Here is a 14176-nt window from a genome sequence, read left to right as displayed (position 1 = left end):
AACAGAATTTTCAGGAGTTACTGCATGACCACCTTGTTGCTTTACAAAGACATCAAAGCCCTTAACCGCGACGAGCACAAAAGCCTCAAGCTCGCCGGCCTCAACAACAGCGAATTCGCCGCCAGCACCCACCTCGTTCCGCTGGCCGGCCTGGAGTTCTTCCAAGCCGCACGTCATTACCCAATCGTATTTATCGGCGAAGGCGAAAACGCCATGCCAATCGCCTTGCTGGGCCTCAAAGAAGGCCACAACGGTTACGTCGGCGCCGACCAGCAATGGGCCGAAAACACCTACATTCCTGCCTTCGTGCGTCGCTACCCGTTCGTGCTGGCCCAAGACGGCGCTGAGAACTTCACCGTGTGCTTCGACGCCGCCTACCCCGGCTGGAACGAAGCCGAAGGCCGCGAGCTGTTCACCACCGAAGGGCAGAACAGCGAATTCCTCGAAGAGATGATTCAGTTCCTGCAAAACTTCACCGCCGAAATGGAGCGCACCCGCCGCTTCGTCGCCAAGCTCAACGAACTGGAATTGCTGGCTCCTCGCTCACTGAAACTGAGCCACACCAGCGGCGAATCGTTTGTCCTGAGCGACTTCCTGGCCGTTGACGAAGAGAAATTCCTGGCCTTGGCGGACGAGCATGTTCTCGATCTGCACCGCTCGGGCTTCCTCGGCTGGATCTACGCCCACTTGACCTCGCTGGGCAACGCCAACCAACTGTTCGTGCATTACCTGGCCAAGAAAGCCGGCGAACAAACCAAGCACTGATACTGCTTTGGATGTGAAGAAAACCGGGCGTTGAGCCCGGTTTTTTTATGGGCGTTACCCCGGTTTTTTCGTCGCTCATTCGCGGCCAGAACAATCCTCGGGGAAAGCCGCGCTCGGAGTGATCCTGCTTATTTTCAACACCATTGGCTTCAACCTGCTCCCTGCCCAATGGGCCGCCTGGCACTGCCTTGCGGCCATAGAGGCAAAGGACAGGTTGTTGAAGTCAATGGAGCAGAATCAACGTGAATTTTCCCCTCGAAACCACTCAGGCAACGTCGTTGGGTTGGGTGCAGAAAGACAGCGCAACCGGCACTGAACCGACGTTTGCACCAGCCGCCGCGCCAAGCGCTTCGCTGGACATATCACCGCAAGGCGCCTATCCCGCACCGGGGCTGCGCGAAGCGCCTTCGGACCAGCCGGTTACGTTGCACCTGGGCTTGTTCTTCGACGGCACCGGCAACAACAAGCTCAACGCCGCTGCTGCTCAGTGCACGGCCAGCGCCGCGAACCTGGACCCAGGCGCGGCAAATACCCTGCGAACGCTCGGATGCACCGACGCCGGCGCCGCGCCGAATACCAGCTATGGCAACGACCTGAGCAACATTGCGCGCCTGCATGACCTGTATCCCAATCATGCCGAGGAACCGTTGCCGGCCGATGCCGAGACGGCGTATCTGCCGGTGTATATCGAGGGCATCGGCACCCGCAGCGGTAGATCCGACTCCCTTTTCGGTGAATGTACGGGCCGTGGCAGCACCGGTGTGCTGGCCCGCGTGGAGCAGGTTCCGGTGTTGGTGGTCGAGCAAATGCGCAGGCTGCGAAAACAAAATCCGAGGCTGGTCATTCGCGACATTGTCGTTGACCTGTTTGGCTTTAGCCGGGGAGCCGCCGCAGCCCGGTATTTCGCCAACGATTTACGCAAAGGCCCGGCGTCTGCACTGGCGCGTTTTATCCCCCCCGGCTCGGTGTTGCTGCCCCAGGAGTTTGACTGGCGTATCGGCCACGATCTGGCGCTGAACTTCATTGGCCTGTTCGACACGGTCGCGCACCTATCCGAACCGCTGTTGATCGCCTTTAACGCCTCAAGTGCCGACAACGCCGGGGTCCCGTTGCATCTGCCAATGGGCTGCGCGCGCGCCATCGTGCAGTTGGCGGCCCGCGATGAATACCGGCGGAACTTCGCGCTGACGCGCACCGACTACGACGTCGAGGTGCCGGGCAGCCATTCCGATGTGGGCGGAAGTTATCGGTCCGTCGTGACGGAAAGGGTGCTGCTGAGCAGACCAGACAGTGCTTGCTGCCCCGTCACAACCGCAAACGAACACAGCCAAGCCTGGCAGCGAACGCAGGCCCACCTTGAGCGCACCCGGGCGCAGTGGTTGAGGTATTTCGCGCCCGAAGAATTGAGCGTTGTGACCTGGGATGTGCCTGTGCCTGGGCGGGAAAAGGGGCAAGTCGCGCAAAAGCGGGTGTATGCCGCCTTGCGTGGTAGCCGGCAGGTGCGCGGTGAGTTATCGCTTGTGTATTTGCACGCTATGCGGGCAGCGGCCGAGCGTGCCGGGGTGGCGTTCAAGCCCATCACCGCTCCTGGCCTCGCGGTGCCCGCAGAGCTGCACGGCATTGCCGATAAGCTTCAGGCCGCCGTGCTGGGCGAAGCCGGAACGGGGTTGTCCGATGCGGAGTACGCGCTACTGCGACGTCACTACATTCATCTTTCAGCGAATTGGAACGCGGCGCTCGGGCGCGGTAACAGTCGTTTCGACGCGGTCTTCATCAACCGCCCCGCCAAAGGCAATCAGCGGACGTTTTATGGCAACGAATAACGCGCTGATGCTGGCGTCGCGTCGGCGACCGACGCGACGCCAGCGAGCCCCGTTACTGCAATACGACGATGCTTTCCCCCGTCATTTCTGCGGGCTTGGGCAAGTCCATCAACGTCAGCATGGTCGGCGCCACGTCTGCCAACACGCCGCCTTCACGGATCGTCAGCGCACGTTTGCCGACGTAAATGAACGGCACCGGCTCACAGGTATGCGCGGTGTGCGCCTGGCCGGTACTTTCGTCTTCCATTTGCTCGACGTTGCCGTGGTCGGCAGTAATCAGCGCTTCGCCACCGACTTTGTCCAGCGCGGCGACGATGCGACCGACGCATTCGTCCAGGCATTCCACCGCTTTTACGGCCGCCGAGAACACGCCGGTGTGGCCGACCATATCGCCGTTGGCGTAGTTGACCACGATGACGTCGTAGCGCTGTTGTTCGATGGCTTCAACGATGCGGTCGGTGACGATGGGCGCGTTCATTTCCGGCTGCAAGTCGTAGGTGGCTACTTTGGGCGACGGGATCAAAATGCGCTCTTCACCTTCGAACGGTTCCTCACGGCCTCCCGAGAAGAAGAACGTCACGTGGGCGTATTTCTCGGTTTCGGCGATGCGCAGTTGGGTTTTGCCATTCTTCGCCAGGTATTCGCCGAGCACGTTGTCCAGGCTGCTGGCAGCGAAGGCGATGGGCGCTTTGATGCTGGCCGCGTACTGCGTGAGCATCACGAAACTGGCCAACGCCGGCGCACGGGCGCGGGCGAAGTCAGCGAAGTCTGGCTCGACAAACGCGCGCGTCAGCTCGCGGGCGCGGTCGGCGCGGAAGTTCATAAACACCACGGCGTCGCCGTCTTCAACCTGGGCGGGCGCGCCAATGCGGGTGGCCTTCACGAACTCGTCGCTCTCGCCACGGGCGTAGGCCGCTTCGAGCGCGGCTTGAGCGTTGGCCGCTTCGAACTCGGCCTTGCTGTCGACGATCAGGCTGTAAGCCTGCTCGACACGGTCCCAGCGGTTGTCACGGTCCATGGCGAAGTAGCGGCCAATAATCGTAGCGGTGCGACCTTTACCGAGTTTGGCGAAAGTTTCGTCCATCAGTTGCAACGAAGGCTGGGCGCTTTTTGGCGGCGTGTCGCGGCCATCCAGGAAGGCGTGCAGGTAGATTTTTTCCGCGCCACGCTGGGCCGCCATTTCGGCCATGGCCGCCAAGTGGTCTTGATGGCTATGAACGCCGCCGTCAGACAATAGGCCAAGAATATGCACAGCCTTGCCGGCGCTAACCGCTGCGTCGACGGCGGTGACCAAGGCGGGATTGCTGAAGAAGTCGCCGTCACGGATGGCTTTGGTCACGCGGGTGAAGTCTTGATAAACCACACGGCCGGCGCCGAGGTTCATGTGGCCGACTTCCGAATTGCCCATTTGGCCGTCCGGCAAACCGACGTCCATGCCGCTGCCGGAAATCAGCCCGTTGGGCTGAGTGGCACGCAGATGGTCGTAGACGGGGGTGTTTGCGGCATAAATGGCGTTGGACTCGGGGCTGTCACTGTGACCGAAGCCATCGAGGATGATTAGCACCAGTGGTTTGGGCGTGGCAGTCATTATCCGGCTCGCTTTTGGCAATGGGAGATCGAGGTTTTACCTGAGGAAATGCGGTGAAGGATTGTTCACCCGCGTATTAGTTTTCCGTCAGGCTAAAAAGGTTCGGCATTTTAAAGCGAAGTTGGCGGCTACGTCACCGCTGGACGGGGTTTGGCCACCCTTGGGGGCTGTGTATACTGGCCGACATTTTGCCGTTCTGGGACTTATTGATGCTCGCTCACCTGATTGAATTTGCTACCAACCACTACGTGCTCAGCAGTATTTTCGCGGTGTTGCTGGCGTTACTGATTTTCACCGAATTGAGCAAAGGCGGCGCCAGCTTGAGCACGCGCGAGTTGACTGCACTGGTCAACTGTGACGAAGGCATCGTGCTTGATGTTCGCCCGAACAAAGATTTCGCCACTGGGCATATCGTCGGCGCGGTGAATATTCCGTACGACAAAGTGGCCACTCGCGTTGCCGAACTGGAGAAGTACAAGGCGAAAACCATCATCGTGGTCGACGCCCTGGGCCAACACGCCGGCGCCGTCGCCCGCGATCTGAAAAAACTCGGTTTCAATGCGGCCAAGCTGTCTGGCGGAATCTCCAGCTGGCGCAGCGAAAACCTGCCAGTGGTGAAGTGATATGCCTGCCGTCATCGTTTATTCCAGCGCTTGGTGCCCGTACTGCATCCGCGCCAAACAGTTGCTCACCAACAAAGGTGTGGCGTTCGAGGAAATCAGCGTCGACGGCAAGCCCGATGTGCGCGCTGAGATGACCCGCAAAGCCCGCGCCACCTCCGTTCCGCAAATCTGGATCGGCGCCACCCACGTCGGTGGCTGTGACGACCTTTACGCCCTGGAGCGCGCCGGCAAGCTGGACGCACTGCTCAAGGGGTAACGCCCCGAACGAATCTGTACGCACTTAACGATAAGAAGGTTTTGCACATGACTGATCAAGTGACCAACGAAGGCGCTGCTCAAGGCGCTGAAAACCCACAATTTTCGCTGCAACGCATCTACGTGCGCGACCTGTCGTTCGAAGCACCGAAAAGCCCGGAAATCTTCCGTCAGGAATGGGCGCCAAGCGTTGCCATGGACCTCAACACCCGCCAAAAGGCCTTGGAAGGCGACTTCCACGAAGTGGTGTTGACCCTGTCGGTTACCGTTAAAACCGGCGAAGAAACCGCCTTCATTGCTGAAGTGCAGCAGGCCGGTATCTTCCTGATCAAGGGCCTGGACGCCGCGTCCATGAGCCACACCCTCGGTGCCTTCTGCCCGAACATCCTGTTCCCGTACGCGCGCGAAACCCTGGACAGCCTGGTGGTTCGTGGGTCGTTTCCGGCGCTGATGCTGGCTCCGGTTAACTTCGACGCCCTGTACGCCCAGGAACTGGCGCGTATGCAGGCCGAAGGTGCTGGTGCTGCTCAGCACTAAGCGATGCCGATACAAAAAAGGCGCCCCGTGGGGCGCCTTTTTTGTTTGAGCAGATCAAGACCATCGAGGCCGATCGGACCGGCAACTCCCACAGGAATCGAAGTTTCCCTGTAGGAGCGGCTTTAGCCGCGATGCTGTTTAGATTTACTCATCGCCCGCCGCGAAGTCGTAATCCATCGACTGGCTCGGCCCCTGCAAGTAGTAACCCTGGATGTAGTTCACGCCCGCCTGCCACAAAGTGGCGAGCACGCTGGCGCTTTCCACGAACGGCACGATGGTCAGCTTGGCTTGCGCGTGGAGGCTGCTGAGCAGGGTTTTCAGCGCTTCCTGAGCGTCGGCGTTGCTCAGGTCTTGAGAGAACGAACCGTCTACTTTGACGAAGTCGACGCTCAGGTGCTTCAGCGTGTTGAACGGGTTGAGCGCACAGCCGAACTGGCTGAGGGCAACCTTGCAATGCAGTTCCGCCAGCCCCTGAGTCAGCGCCTTGGCCTGTTTCAGGTAGGTGGTGGCATCCGGCTCGCTGAGCTGGAAGGCCAGCGCATCGGACGGCAAGCGGGCGGCTTTGAGCGCCACGCTCAGCCACGGCAGCAGCGTCTGGTCTTGCACGCTGGCTTGCGACAGGTGCACGAACAGGCAGGTGTTGTGGCCTTTTGAGCGGTGGTCGGCGAGCAGCTTGATGGAGTTGAGAATTACCCAGCGATCAATCTTCTCGGCCAGGCCCGCGTCGCGCGCCGCTTCGAGGAATTCGCCGGGCGGCACTTCAACGCCTTGCGGGTTGAGCAGACGCAACAGCACTTCGTAGTGCTCATTGCTGTCGCCGCGCAGGCTGATAATCGGCTGGAACAGCAGGCGGAAGCTGTTGTTTTCCAGCGCCTGCTGAACCATGGCGACGATATTGCCGCGATTCGCCGCAGCGGCCAATTCCTGAGCTGGGTTGTACAGTTTTATGGCATTGCCATCACCCAGCTCATCGGCGCAGCGGTGGGCGCGGTCGATGACTTCCTGAGCTTTTGGAGTCTTCTCGTTGAGGCCAGCGACGCCGATAGACAGGCTCGTCTGCACGGTGCGGCCGCTGACGTCGAACATGTGTCCTTCCACTTTCTTCAGCAGAGCGGCAAGCTCGCCTTGCGCCTGTTCCGGGGTCTTGCCCGGTTGCAATACGGTGAATACGTCATCACCGAAGCGGGCCAGTTGCGAGTCGTCGCTGAAGTGCTCGCGCAGCAGGTTGGCCAGATCAGTGAGCAGCAGGTCGATGCCCGCCAGCCCGGTTTCCGCCAGCAGGTTGCTGTAGCGGTCGACGCGAATATAGCTGAGCGTGCCCGGTTGGCCGGCGTTTACCGCGCGCTCGGCGGCGGCGTCCATCAGCTCGATGAAATGGCTGCGGTTGAACAGGCCGGTGACCAGATCCTGGCTGCTGATTTCACGCAGCTTCTCTTCCAGCTCGGCGTTGCCGGTTTCGGCGCGGATCACCACCTGAATGCAGGGTTCGCTGTCGTAGGTGGCGGGCGAGAAACTCATGCGCGCCTGGAACGTCTGACCGTTGGCTTTTACGCCGCTGCAGGTCAGCTCGGCACTGCCTTCAGCGCTTTGGTAGTTCTTGAGAAAGTCTTTGAAATTGGCGTGATCGCAGCCGGAGATCAGGTCGATCATCGGCATGCCTTCGAGCTCGTCGGCATCTTCGTAGTCGAACAGCTTCAAGTACGCGCGGTTGGCGTAAATGTGCATGCCGTCGTGAACGTAGGTGATGGCATCCACCGAGCTGTCGAGCAGCAACTGGCAGCGTTTCTCGGCTTCGCGCAGGGCAATTTCCGCGACGCGGCGGCCACGACGTTCTTCGAGGTTGGCCAGCTCACGGTTGGCGACCAGAATCAGGCGCTCGTCTTCACCTTGCGGCAAGGCGTCTTGCGCGCCGAGCGCGAGGGCTTCGGTGATGGCGTCAGGGTCGTTGTCAGCGGTGAGCTGAATCAGCGGAATATCTTTGGCCTGACGGCGAATCGCATTGATCGCTTCGCTGGGCTCAAGGTTTTCACTGCTCGGCGCGGCAATCAGCAAATCCCAGCTCTGCTGGAGTGCTGTAGCCAAGTCGTCACTGGAGGTCAGACGGTGCACGCGCGTGGCGCGACCGGCATTGCGGAACAGGCTGACGAGACGCTCGGCCTCGTTCTGCGAGTCCTCGAGAATCAGCAGCCGGATGGTTTTCTTTTCGATGGCCATGGCGTGTGCTTAGACTGCGCCGAACGGGCGCGAAAAGGCGACAAAAGGGGGTGTGCGGCGCAATCTACAGTGACTTCCAAAGTGAGTCAAAGTCTTCCTCGCCGCCCGCGCTTTGGGTTTTCGGCGGTGTGACCGGCTTCCCTTGTTCGGGGGGCGCCTGCTCTACAACGCGGTACTCGAACTGGTTAAAACTGCCGGTACTGGTTTGTTTACGACTCAGCACCGCGCGGCGTTCTTCACCGTTCAGATTGATCTGCACCTTGTTGCCTTCCTGGAATGGCAAGCGGGCTGTAATGACAGTGGCGGGGCGCGAAATAGCGCTGATTTCGGGCAGCAGTAGCGCACGCAGGTATTGGCTGTTCTGATCCGCTTTACGCAGCAGTTGCAGGCCGCACGGCTGGGCGTGCGGTGCGATGAGCTCAATGCCCATTTGCGTGCCGCCACCGCGCACTTGGCGAATCCAGCGCACCAACGCCACGCTCCAGCTCTGCTCGGGTGAGTCTTGCACACCGAGCAGCTCGCCGGCTTGCAGCTGGCTGGGCACTTCTTTCGGCCAACTCAGGCAATAGCCGCCGGGGCTGTGGTTGACGATAGGAAGCTCGAAGGTCGCGTAGTTGTTTTCCGCAGAGCCTGTGGCGGACTCGGCTTCACCCGCCGGCCGTTGGTATTGGATTTCTTCGTGGGGCAGGCCACCGTTCCAATCCACGTTGGCTTGCGCGTCGAAGGCATTGCGCCAGATGTCTTTGGCGTCGGCATTAACGGCTTTGAAACTGGCGGTCTGACGTTCTTCCTGGCGCTTGAGCACTTCGTTGAACGGCTTGCCGCCGGCCAGGAAAAAATGCAAAGCGCTCATGCCCAGGCACAGTCGCAAGCTGCCGTGGCCGGCGTTGCGTTGGAAGGTGCGTTCGGCGATGTCGCCCCAGGCCGAGCCGAGGTGTTGCAGCAGGTCGATGCTCATGCCTTCGGGCACCAGCAAGCGCGACGCCGCACGGCTCTCGGGCTCCATCATCAGGTGCTCTTTGATCGCATCCACCAAAGGCTGCGGATCAATGCCAAGCAAGCTTTGCAGTTCGTTGTCCTGGAACAGCGATTTGTAGCGCGGCGGGCCGTCCACCTGGGAAGGCACGGCGAACAGACTGCCGGGTTCGTCGGCCGCCTGAAGGTGCACCAGCGAACTCCACGCACCAAGTACTTCGGCCAGCTTGGCGATGCCGTTCTGGCGCATCTGGTTGGTGCGCGCGCAGCCCAGCAGCAAGGCGATCAGGTAGGTCTGTTCAACGCTCAGCCCTTTGGTGTGCAGCGCCATGTCGTCGCGCACGACGATGGTTTGCAGCGCACTGTTCTGGGCAATTTGGTAGAGCTTGTGCAGTTCTAGCCAGAGCCCCTCGGGCACCGGGCAATACAACTGGCTCGCGCGAATCAGCGGGCCGCACAAGCAATGGCAGGCGCGTTGAATGGCGATGGTCAGCAGCTGCATCTGGCTGCGCTCGCGGCTATTGCGCGGCGCTTCCTGGGAGACGATCAGTTTGTAGCCGGCCGCGAGATGGTTTTCCAGGGCCTGGCAAAGGTTGGCCACTTTGCGCGGACGCTCATCCAGCACGATGGCTTGGTTGAGGAAGTGACGTTCCAGGTGCTTGCTGACGAAATAGACTTCAGCGCGCAACAGTTCAAGCAACTGCAGGCGGTTTTCAGCAGGGGTGATCAGTTGGTTGAGCTCGACCAGGCATTGATAAAGCTGGCGGGCTGTTTCGCCCAAATTGGCCTTCGGCAGGCCGGCGATCCAGCGTTTGAGATCGCGAGGGCTGGAGTCACAGAACGAAAGTTTCTGCTGGTTTGGCGTCGGTACACGTAGCAGCAGGTGGGGATTCTGTTTATCCATGTAACTCGTAATCCATCTGGCTGGACACTCCTGCGCACGGTGGCGTGGCGAGTCGATCTGAATGTCGGTTTTCCGAACTCTAGCAGCATCTTGCCATACCCGCAGCCAATCGGGGGTATGGCCAAGATGGCGATTTGCCTTTGCCGGTCGAGGTTTGTAAAGCGTAGGACCTCAAGCCGGACTCAGATGTTCAACGGCACTGCACGGGGCTCGTGCCGTGCACGCATTTCAGCGCGCGTCGGCCAGGCGCTCGCCCATGCGCGTTGCGCTGCCGGCAACCATATGTTCGGCCCACTTAACCTGGTTCGGCCCGAACAGCACGATGGCCGTGGAGCCCAGCTTGAAGCGGCCCAGTTCAGCGCCTTTTGCCAGTTCAATGGGGCCGCGCGCCGCTGCGTCATAGCGGGTGGTTTTCAGCAGGCGTGTCGGTGGCGCAACCTGGCCGGCCCACACCGTTTCGATGGCCGCAACGATCATCGCGCCCACCAGCACCACCGCCATGGGGCCGCGCTCGGTGTCGAAAATGCAGACTAAACGCTCATTGCGTGCAAACAACTCCGGCACATTTTCCGCCGTCGTTTGGTTAACCGAGAACAGTCGCCCCGGCACGTAAACCATTTCCTTCAGCGTGCCGGCCAACGGCATGTGCACGCGGTGGTAATCCTTGGGCGACAGATAAATGGTGGCGAACTCGCCGCCCATGAACGGCGCCGCGCGTTCGGCATCGCCGCCCAGCAGTTCCACGGCGCTGAAGCTATGGCCTTTAGCTTGGAACAGACGGCCGTGTTCAATCGGGCCCAGTTGGCTGACCGCGCCGTCGGCGGGGCAGAGCACCGCGCCAGGGGTTTCGTCCAATGGCCGTGCGCCGTCTTTCAACGCGCGAGTGAAGAAGGCGTTGAAGTTTTCGTAGGCGGTCGGGTCTTCGACCTGCGCTTCGCTCATGTCCACTTGATACTGTTTGACGAACCACTTGATGAGCGGATTTTTCAGCCACTCAGCGCGGCATTCGGCAATGCAGCCAATGGCCCGCGACAGCAGGTGATGGGGCAGCAAGTATTGGCTGAGGATAAACAAACGATCTTTCATGGATGTTCCTAAACGTTGAATAAGTAGCCGAGGTTTACACCTCGATTGGCGTATCCGGCAGATTGCCCCACTCGCCCCAAGAGCCGGCGTATGCCTTCACTCGCGGATAGCCCAGCGCCTTGGCCACCAGATAGGTGAAGCCGGAGCGGTGATGGGTTTGGCAGTGGGTGATGATTTCCTTGTCTTTGCTCAGACCGAGGCTTTCCAAAATGGCTGGCATATCCTGGCGAATGCGCAGGGCGCGGGCCTGGTCCATGCCGGCGGTCCATTCGAAATTCACCGCGCCTGGAATGTGGCCGCCGCGTGCTGCGACAACTTTCTCGCCGCGGTATTCCGACGGCGCGCGGGCGTCCCAGATGCCGAGATCGTCACTGCCCAGGCGGCTTTGCAGGTACTCGCGGGTGGCGGTTGGGGCCTCGTGAATCTGCACGGCAACCGGCGCTTGTGTGGTCGGCGCCGGGGTGTCGGTGCTGAGTTCAAGCGCTTCCGATTGCCAGGCCAGCAGGCCGCCGTCGAGGTAGTGGTAGTGGCCATGGCCGATCACATCCAGCAACCAGATGAAACGTCCGGCCCAGCCGCCGCCTTCATCGTCATACACCACATAAACGGCGTCGGGGTTGTGCCCCAGTTCGGCGAACAGCGCTTGCAGCTGCGCGGGTTCTGGCAGCAGGCCTGGCGCGGGTGGTTGGCCAAGTTGCGTGCGTTTGGGGTCGACGAAGCGCGCGCCCGGAATGTGCCCTTGGGCGTAGCGGGCGGCGCTGGTGAGGTCGACCAGAATCAGCTCGGGAGCATTCAGGCGCGAGGCGAGTTCAGCGGGTTCGATGACCAGCGGCAAACCAGTGAAGGCAGACATGCATGGCCTCCGGGCCAAATGAATAAGGGGGCAAATTGTAGCGGAAAGGTTAGCGCCCGCGTTTGGCAAAGCTGGCCAGGGCGCGCTCGATGCATTGCGATATTTTGCCAAACGCCTGCACGCACGGTTCGCTCAGTGGCGTGCCTTGCTGGTCGACCACCAGAATCATGACCACCTTGCCGTTGTTGGCCAGCGAGCGCAGCAGGGTGTGCTCGCCGGGAAACAGGGCTTTCAAGGTGCCGGGCAACAAGGCCGAGAATTGCGCGATGTTGTCCGGGCTCAGGCGCAGTTGCCCCGGTTGTGACAGCAAGCGTTTGAGCACTTGGCTCTGCGTGGCATCGAGAGTCAGCGCTTGCGCTTCTTTCGGCAGGCCGACGATCTGTTGCGTCACCAGGCGCGTTTGCGTTTTATCAGCCAACAACACCAGCGCACGGCTCATGCCGCAAGCGTCCAGCGCGTCGCGAATGCAGGCGGTCAGTTGCAGCAGGTTGGCGAAGGCGCTCGGTTCGCGCAGCAGCTCGCGGCAGTATTGTTGCCACGCGGGGGAGGTGTCCTTCGGCGGCGGCGCGGGTTCAGCTATGGCTTGCAGGTGACGGGCATTCCACGGCCAAAGCAGGGCATGAGCCGGGTGCCATAAATCGGTTCCGGGAAATTGCCGCGCACTGGTGACTGCTTGTTGGTGCGTCAGTTGCTGCAGGTCTGCCAGCGGCAGCTGCAAATAAAGCGCAGTGATGCGCTGCCAGCGCAGGCTGTGCGGGCACTCCCAGGCTTGGTGGGAGCTCAGCGCTAAAGCATTGGCGAATAAAATGGTGTTGCCCGGATGCGTCAGCCAACGCGACAGCGCCGGGTCGGCGTCGAGTAATTGTTGCTGGTGCAGCGGCTCTTCATTATTGCGCGCGATGTGCAGCGCTTTCGCCAGCAGGCGGCGATCGGTCGCGAGCAGGCGATACGCCTGGATGATCCATTCCGGCAGGCGCCACTGCTCAGCGAGTGCCAGGCAGAGCGTCGGTAGCGTGACGCCGAACAGTTCGCGCTCGACCTTGTGGGTCGGCTCGCCCTTGCCGAGCACCCGCTGTTCCCATTTATCCACCAGCCCGGGATGCGCCGCAGCCAACGGCCAGAGTGGCGACAGAAAGAGCAGACTGCTCCAGTGAATTTCCTGCCACAGCCGTGCCAGGCGATTGGCAAACAAACCGCTGGCCTGCTGCGAAGCATGCTGACTGATGAGCTGGATTTGTCGCAGTGCCTTGGGGATTTTTTCCTCGGCAATCACCGGCAACATATTTAGAAGGTCTTCGGTGCGCTTCAAACCCAGGCGCGTGATGGCTATTTCGAGACTCTCCGCCGGCTCGCTCAAGCTGTTGTTGCTGCGGTTGGCTTCACGCAAAACCAACAGGGCAAGCGAGGGGCTCGCTTCGATCACATTGGCGACATCGCGCAACGAACTGCTGCTATTGAGCAGGGAACGCCGAACCCGTTCATGGGTCGTCGCCAGTATTGGCAGACGCACATTGTCGAGGTGCTTAAGCCAGGTTTTCAGGCTTGATGGTACGGGTGGCAAGGTCGGCATGTTGTTGTGAGCCCATTGGCTTTTAACCTTAACTGGCTATAGTCTGGCGTATAAGTTCCGATAATTAGAAGGGGTGATTTTTATGCCCTTCTCATTGGCTGCGTCTTCCTGACTTTCTAAGTAATCCTCTATGGCAAAAATCATCGGCATCATTGTTGTGTTCGCTTCGGTACTGGGCGGGTACATTTTGTCCCACGGCAAGATCGCGGCGCTTATTCAGCCTTTCGAGGTGATGATCATTGGCGGCGCGGCACTGGGTGCATTTCTCCAAGCCAACCCCGGCAGCACGTTCATGTCAGTGTTCAAAAAAGCACTGAAAATGTTCGGCAACCGCTTCACCCACGCGTTCTATCTTGAAGTGTTGAGCATGCTCTACGAGATCCTCAACAAAAGCCGCCGCGAAGGCATGATGGCCATCGAGGCCGACGTCGAAGACCCCGCCGCCAGTGCCATTTTCAGCAAATACCCAGGCCTGCTCAAAGACGCCGGCATGACTGCTTTTGTCTGCGACTACTTGCGCATCATGTCGTCCGGCAACATGGCCCCGCATGAACTTGAAGGCCTGTTCGACATGGAACTGGGCAGCCTTAAAGAAGAACTCGAACACAACTCCCACGCCGTAACCCGTATCGCCGACGGCTTGCCCGGTTTCGGTATCGTGGCAGCGGTACTCGGTATCGTGGTGACCATGGCCCTGTTGGGGCAGGTCGAGCAATCGGCCTTGGGCCAACACGTGGGCGCGGCGCTGGTGGGTACGTTCCTCGGTATTCTCGCGGCCTATGGCTTCTTCGGGCCATTGGCCACTTGCCTTGAGCACGATGCCAAGGAAGAGCTGAACGTGTACGAAGCCATCAAGGCTTCTTTGGTTGCATCGGCCTCGGGCATGCCGCCGTCGTTGGCGGTGGAGTTCGGTCGTAAGGTGTTGTTCCCGGCGCATCGACCCAGTTTCAGCGAGCTGGAACAAGCGATTCGCGGTCGCTGAT

General features: G+C 60.4%; 12 protein-coding genes. 6 read left to right on the top strand and 6 right to left on the bottom strand.

Annotated elements, in window-relative coordinates; translation table 11 throughout:
* The first annotated feature begins 24 nt into the window (after positions 1-24).
* Both AC0IW7_RS07065 and AC0IW7_RS07060 read left to right on the top strand, forming a co-directional pair.
* Positions 25-765, top strand: a complete 741-nt coding sequence (locus tag AC0IW7_RS07065) for a SapC family protein (RefSeq protein WP_122491971.1) — start codon at positions 25-27, stop codon at positions 763-765.
* A 287-nt stretch (positions 766-1052) separates the two neighbouring features.
* The gene (locus AC0IW7_RS07060; protein ID WP_471817010.1) at positions 1053-2588 is read left to right on the top strand and encodes a DUF2235 domain-containing protein; all 1536 of its coding nucleotides are present in this window, start codon (positions 1053-1055) and stop codon (positions 2586-2588) included.
* A gap of 52 nt (positions 2589-2640) precedes the next feature.
* On the opposite strand, the gene gpmI is transcribed toward AC0IW7_RS07060, so the two are convergent.
* Entirely contained in the window at positions 2641-4176 is a 1536-nt protein-coding gene (gene gpmI / locus AC0IW7_RS07055) for a 2,3-bisphosphoglycerate-independent phosphoglycerate mutase (protein WP_471816687.1), read from the bottom strand.
* Between the two features lie 209 nt (positions 4177-4385).
* Between gpmI and AC0IW7_RS07050 the strand changes: the two genes are divergently transcribed.
* The 3 genes from AC0IW7_RS07050 to secB are packed head-to-tail and all read left to right on the top strand — an operon-like array spanning position 4386 to position 5591.
* Positions 4386-4799: a rhodanese-like domain-containing protein gene (locus AC0IW7_RS07050; protein ID WP_471816685.1), complete on the top strand. Its 414-nt coding sequence runs from the start codon at positions 4386-4388 to the stop codon at positions 4797-4799.
* A 1-nt stretch (position 4800) separates the two neighbouring features.
* Positions 4801-5055 carry a glutaredoxin 3 gene (gene grxC, locus AC0IW7_RS07045; protein WP_471816683.1) on the top strand — a complete coding sequence of 85 codons (255 nt, stop codon included), beginning with the start codon at positions 4801-4803 and terminating at the stop codon, positions 5053-5055.
* A 47-nt stretch (positions 5056-5102) separates the two neighbouring features.
* Positions 5103-5591 carry a protein-export chaperone SecB gene (secB, locus tag AC0IW7_RS07040; protein ID WP_122451596.1) on the top strand — a complete coding sequence of 163 codons (489 nt, stop codon included), beginning with the start codon at positions 5103-5105 and terminating at the stop codon, positions 5589-5591.
* 144 nt (positions 5592-5735) lie between these two features.
* On the opposite strand, the gene AC0IW7_RS07035 is transcribed toward secB, so the two are convergent.
* The 5 genes from AC0IW7_RS07035 to AC0IW7_RS07015 all read right to left on the bottom strand — a co-directional run bounded on the left by AC0IW7_RS07035 (position 5736) and on the right by AC0IW7_RS07015 (position 13193).
* Positions 5736-7805 carry an EAL domain-containing protein gene (locus AC0IW7_RS07035; RefSeq protein ID WP_471816681.1) on the bottom strand — a complete coding sequence of 690 codons (2070 nt, stop codon included), beginning with the start codon at positions 7803-7805 and terminating at the stop codon, positions 5736-5738.
* Between the two features lie 64 nt (positions 7806-7869).
* Positions 7870-9684, bottom strand: a complete 1815-nt coding sequence (locus AC0IW7_RS07030) for a molecular chaperone (protein ID WP_471816679.1) — start codon at positions 9682-9684, stop codon at positions 7870-7872.
* Between the two features lie 228 nt (positions 9685-9912).
* Positions 9913-10770, bottom strand: coding sequence for an archaetidylserine decarboxylase (gene asd / locus AC0IW7_RS07025; protein ID WP_471816677.1), 858 nt, complete (start codon positions 10768-10770; stop codon positions 9913-9915).
* Positions 10771-10804: 34 nt separating this feature from the next.
* Positions 10805-11623 carry a rhodanese-like domain-containing protein gene (locus tag AC0IW7_RS07020; RefSeq protein WP_471816675.1) on the bottom strand — a complete coding sequence of 273 codons (819 nt, stop codon included), beginning with the start codon at positions 11621-11623 and terminating at the stop codon, positions 10805-10807.
* 49 nt (positions 11624-11672) lie between these two features.
* Positions 11673-13193, bottom strand: coding sequence for an HDOD domain-containing protein (locus AC0IW7_RS07015; RefSeq protein ID WP_471816673.1), 1521 nt, complete (start codon positions 13191-13193; stop codon positions 11673-11675).
* 130 nt (positions 13194-13323) lie between these two features.
* Here AC0IW7_RS07015 and motA point away from each other — a divergent pair, with 130 nt between their 5' ends.
* The gene (motA, locus tag AC0IW7_RS07010) at positions 13324-14175 is read left to right on the top strand and encodes a flagellar motor stator protein MotA (RefSeq protein ID WP_110615721.1); all 852 of its coding nucleotides are present in this window, start codon (positions 13324-13326) and stop codon (positions 14173-14175) included.
* The last annotated feature ends 1 nt before the right edge of the window (position 14176 follow it).

Source organism: Pseudomonas sp. AC229 (assembly GCF_979254655.1).
The sequence above is the reverse complement of the archived record's forward strand: the minus strand, read 5'-3'. Positions and strand labels throughout refer to the sequence as shown.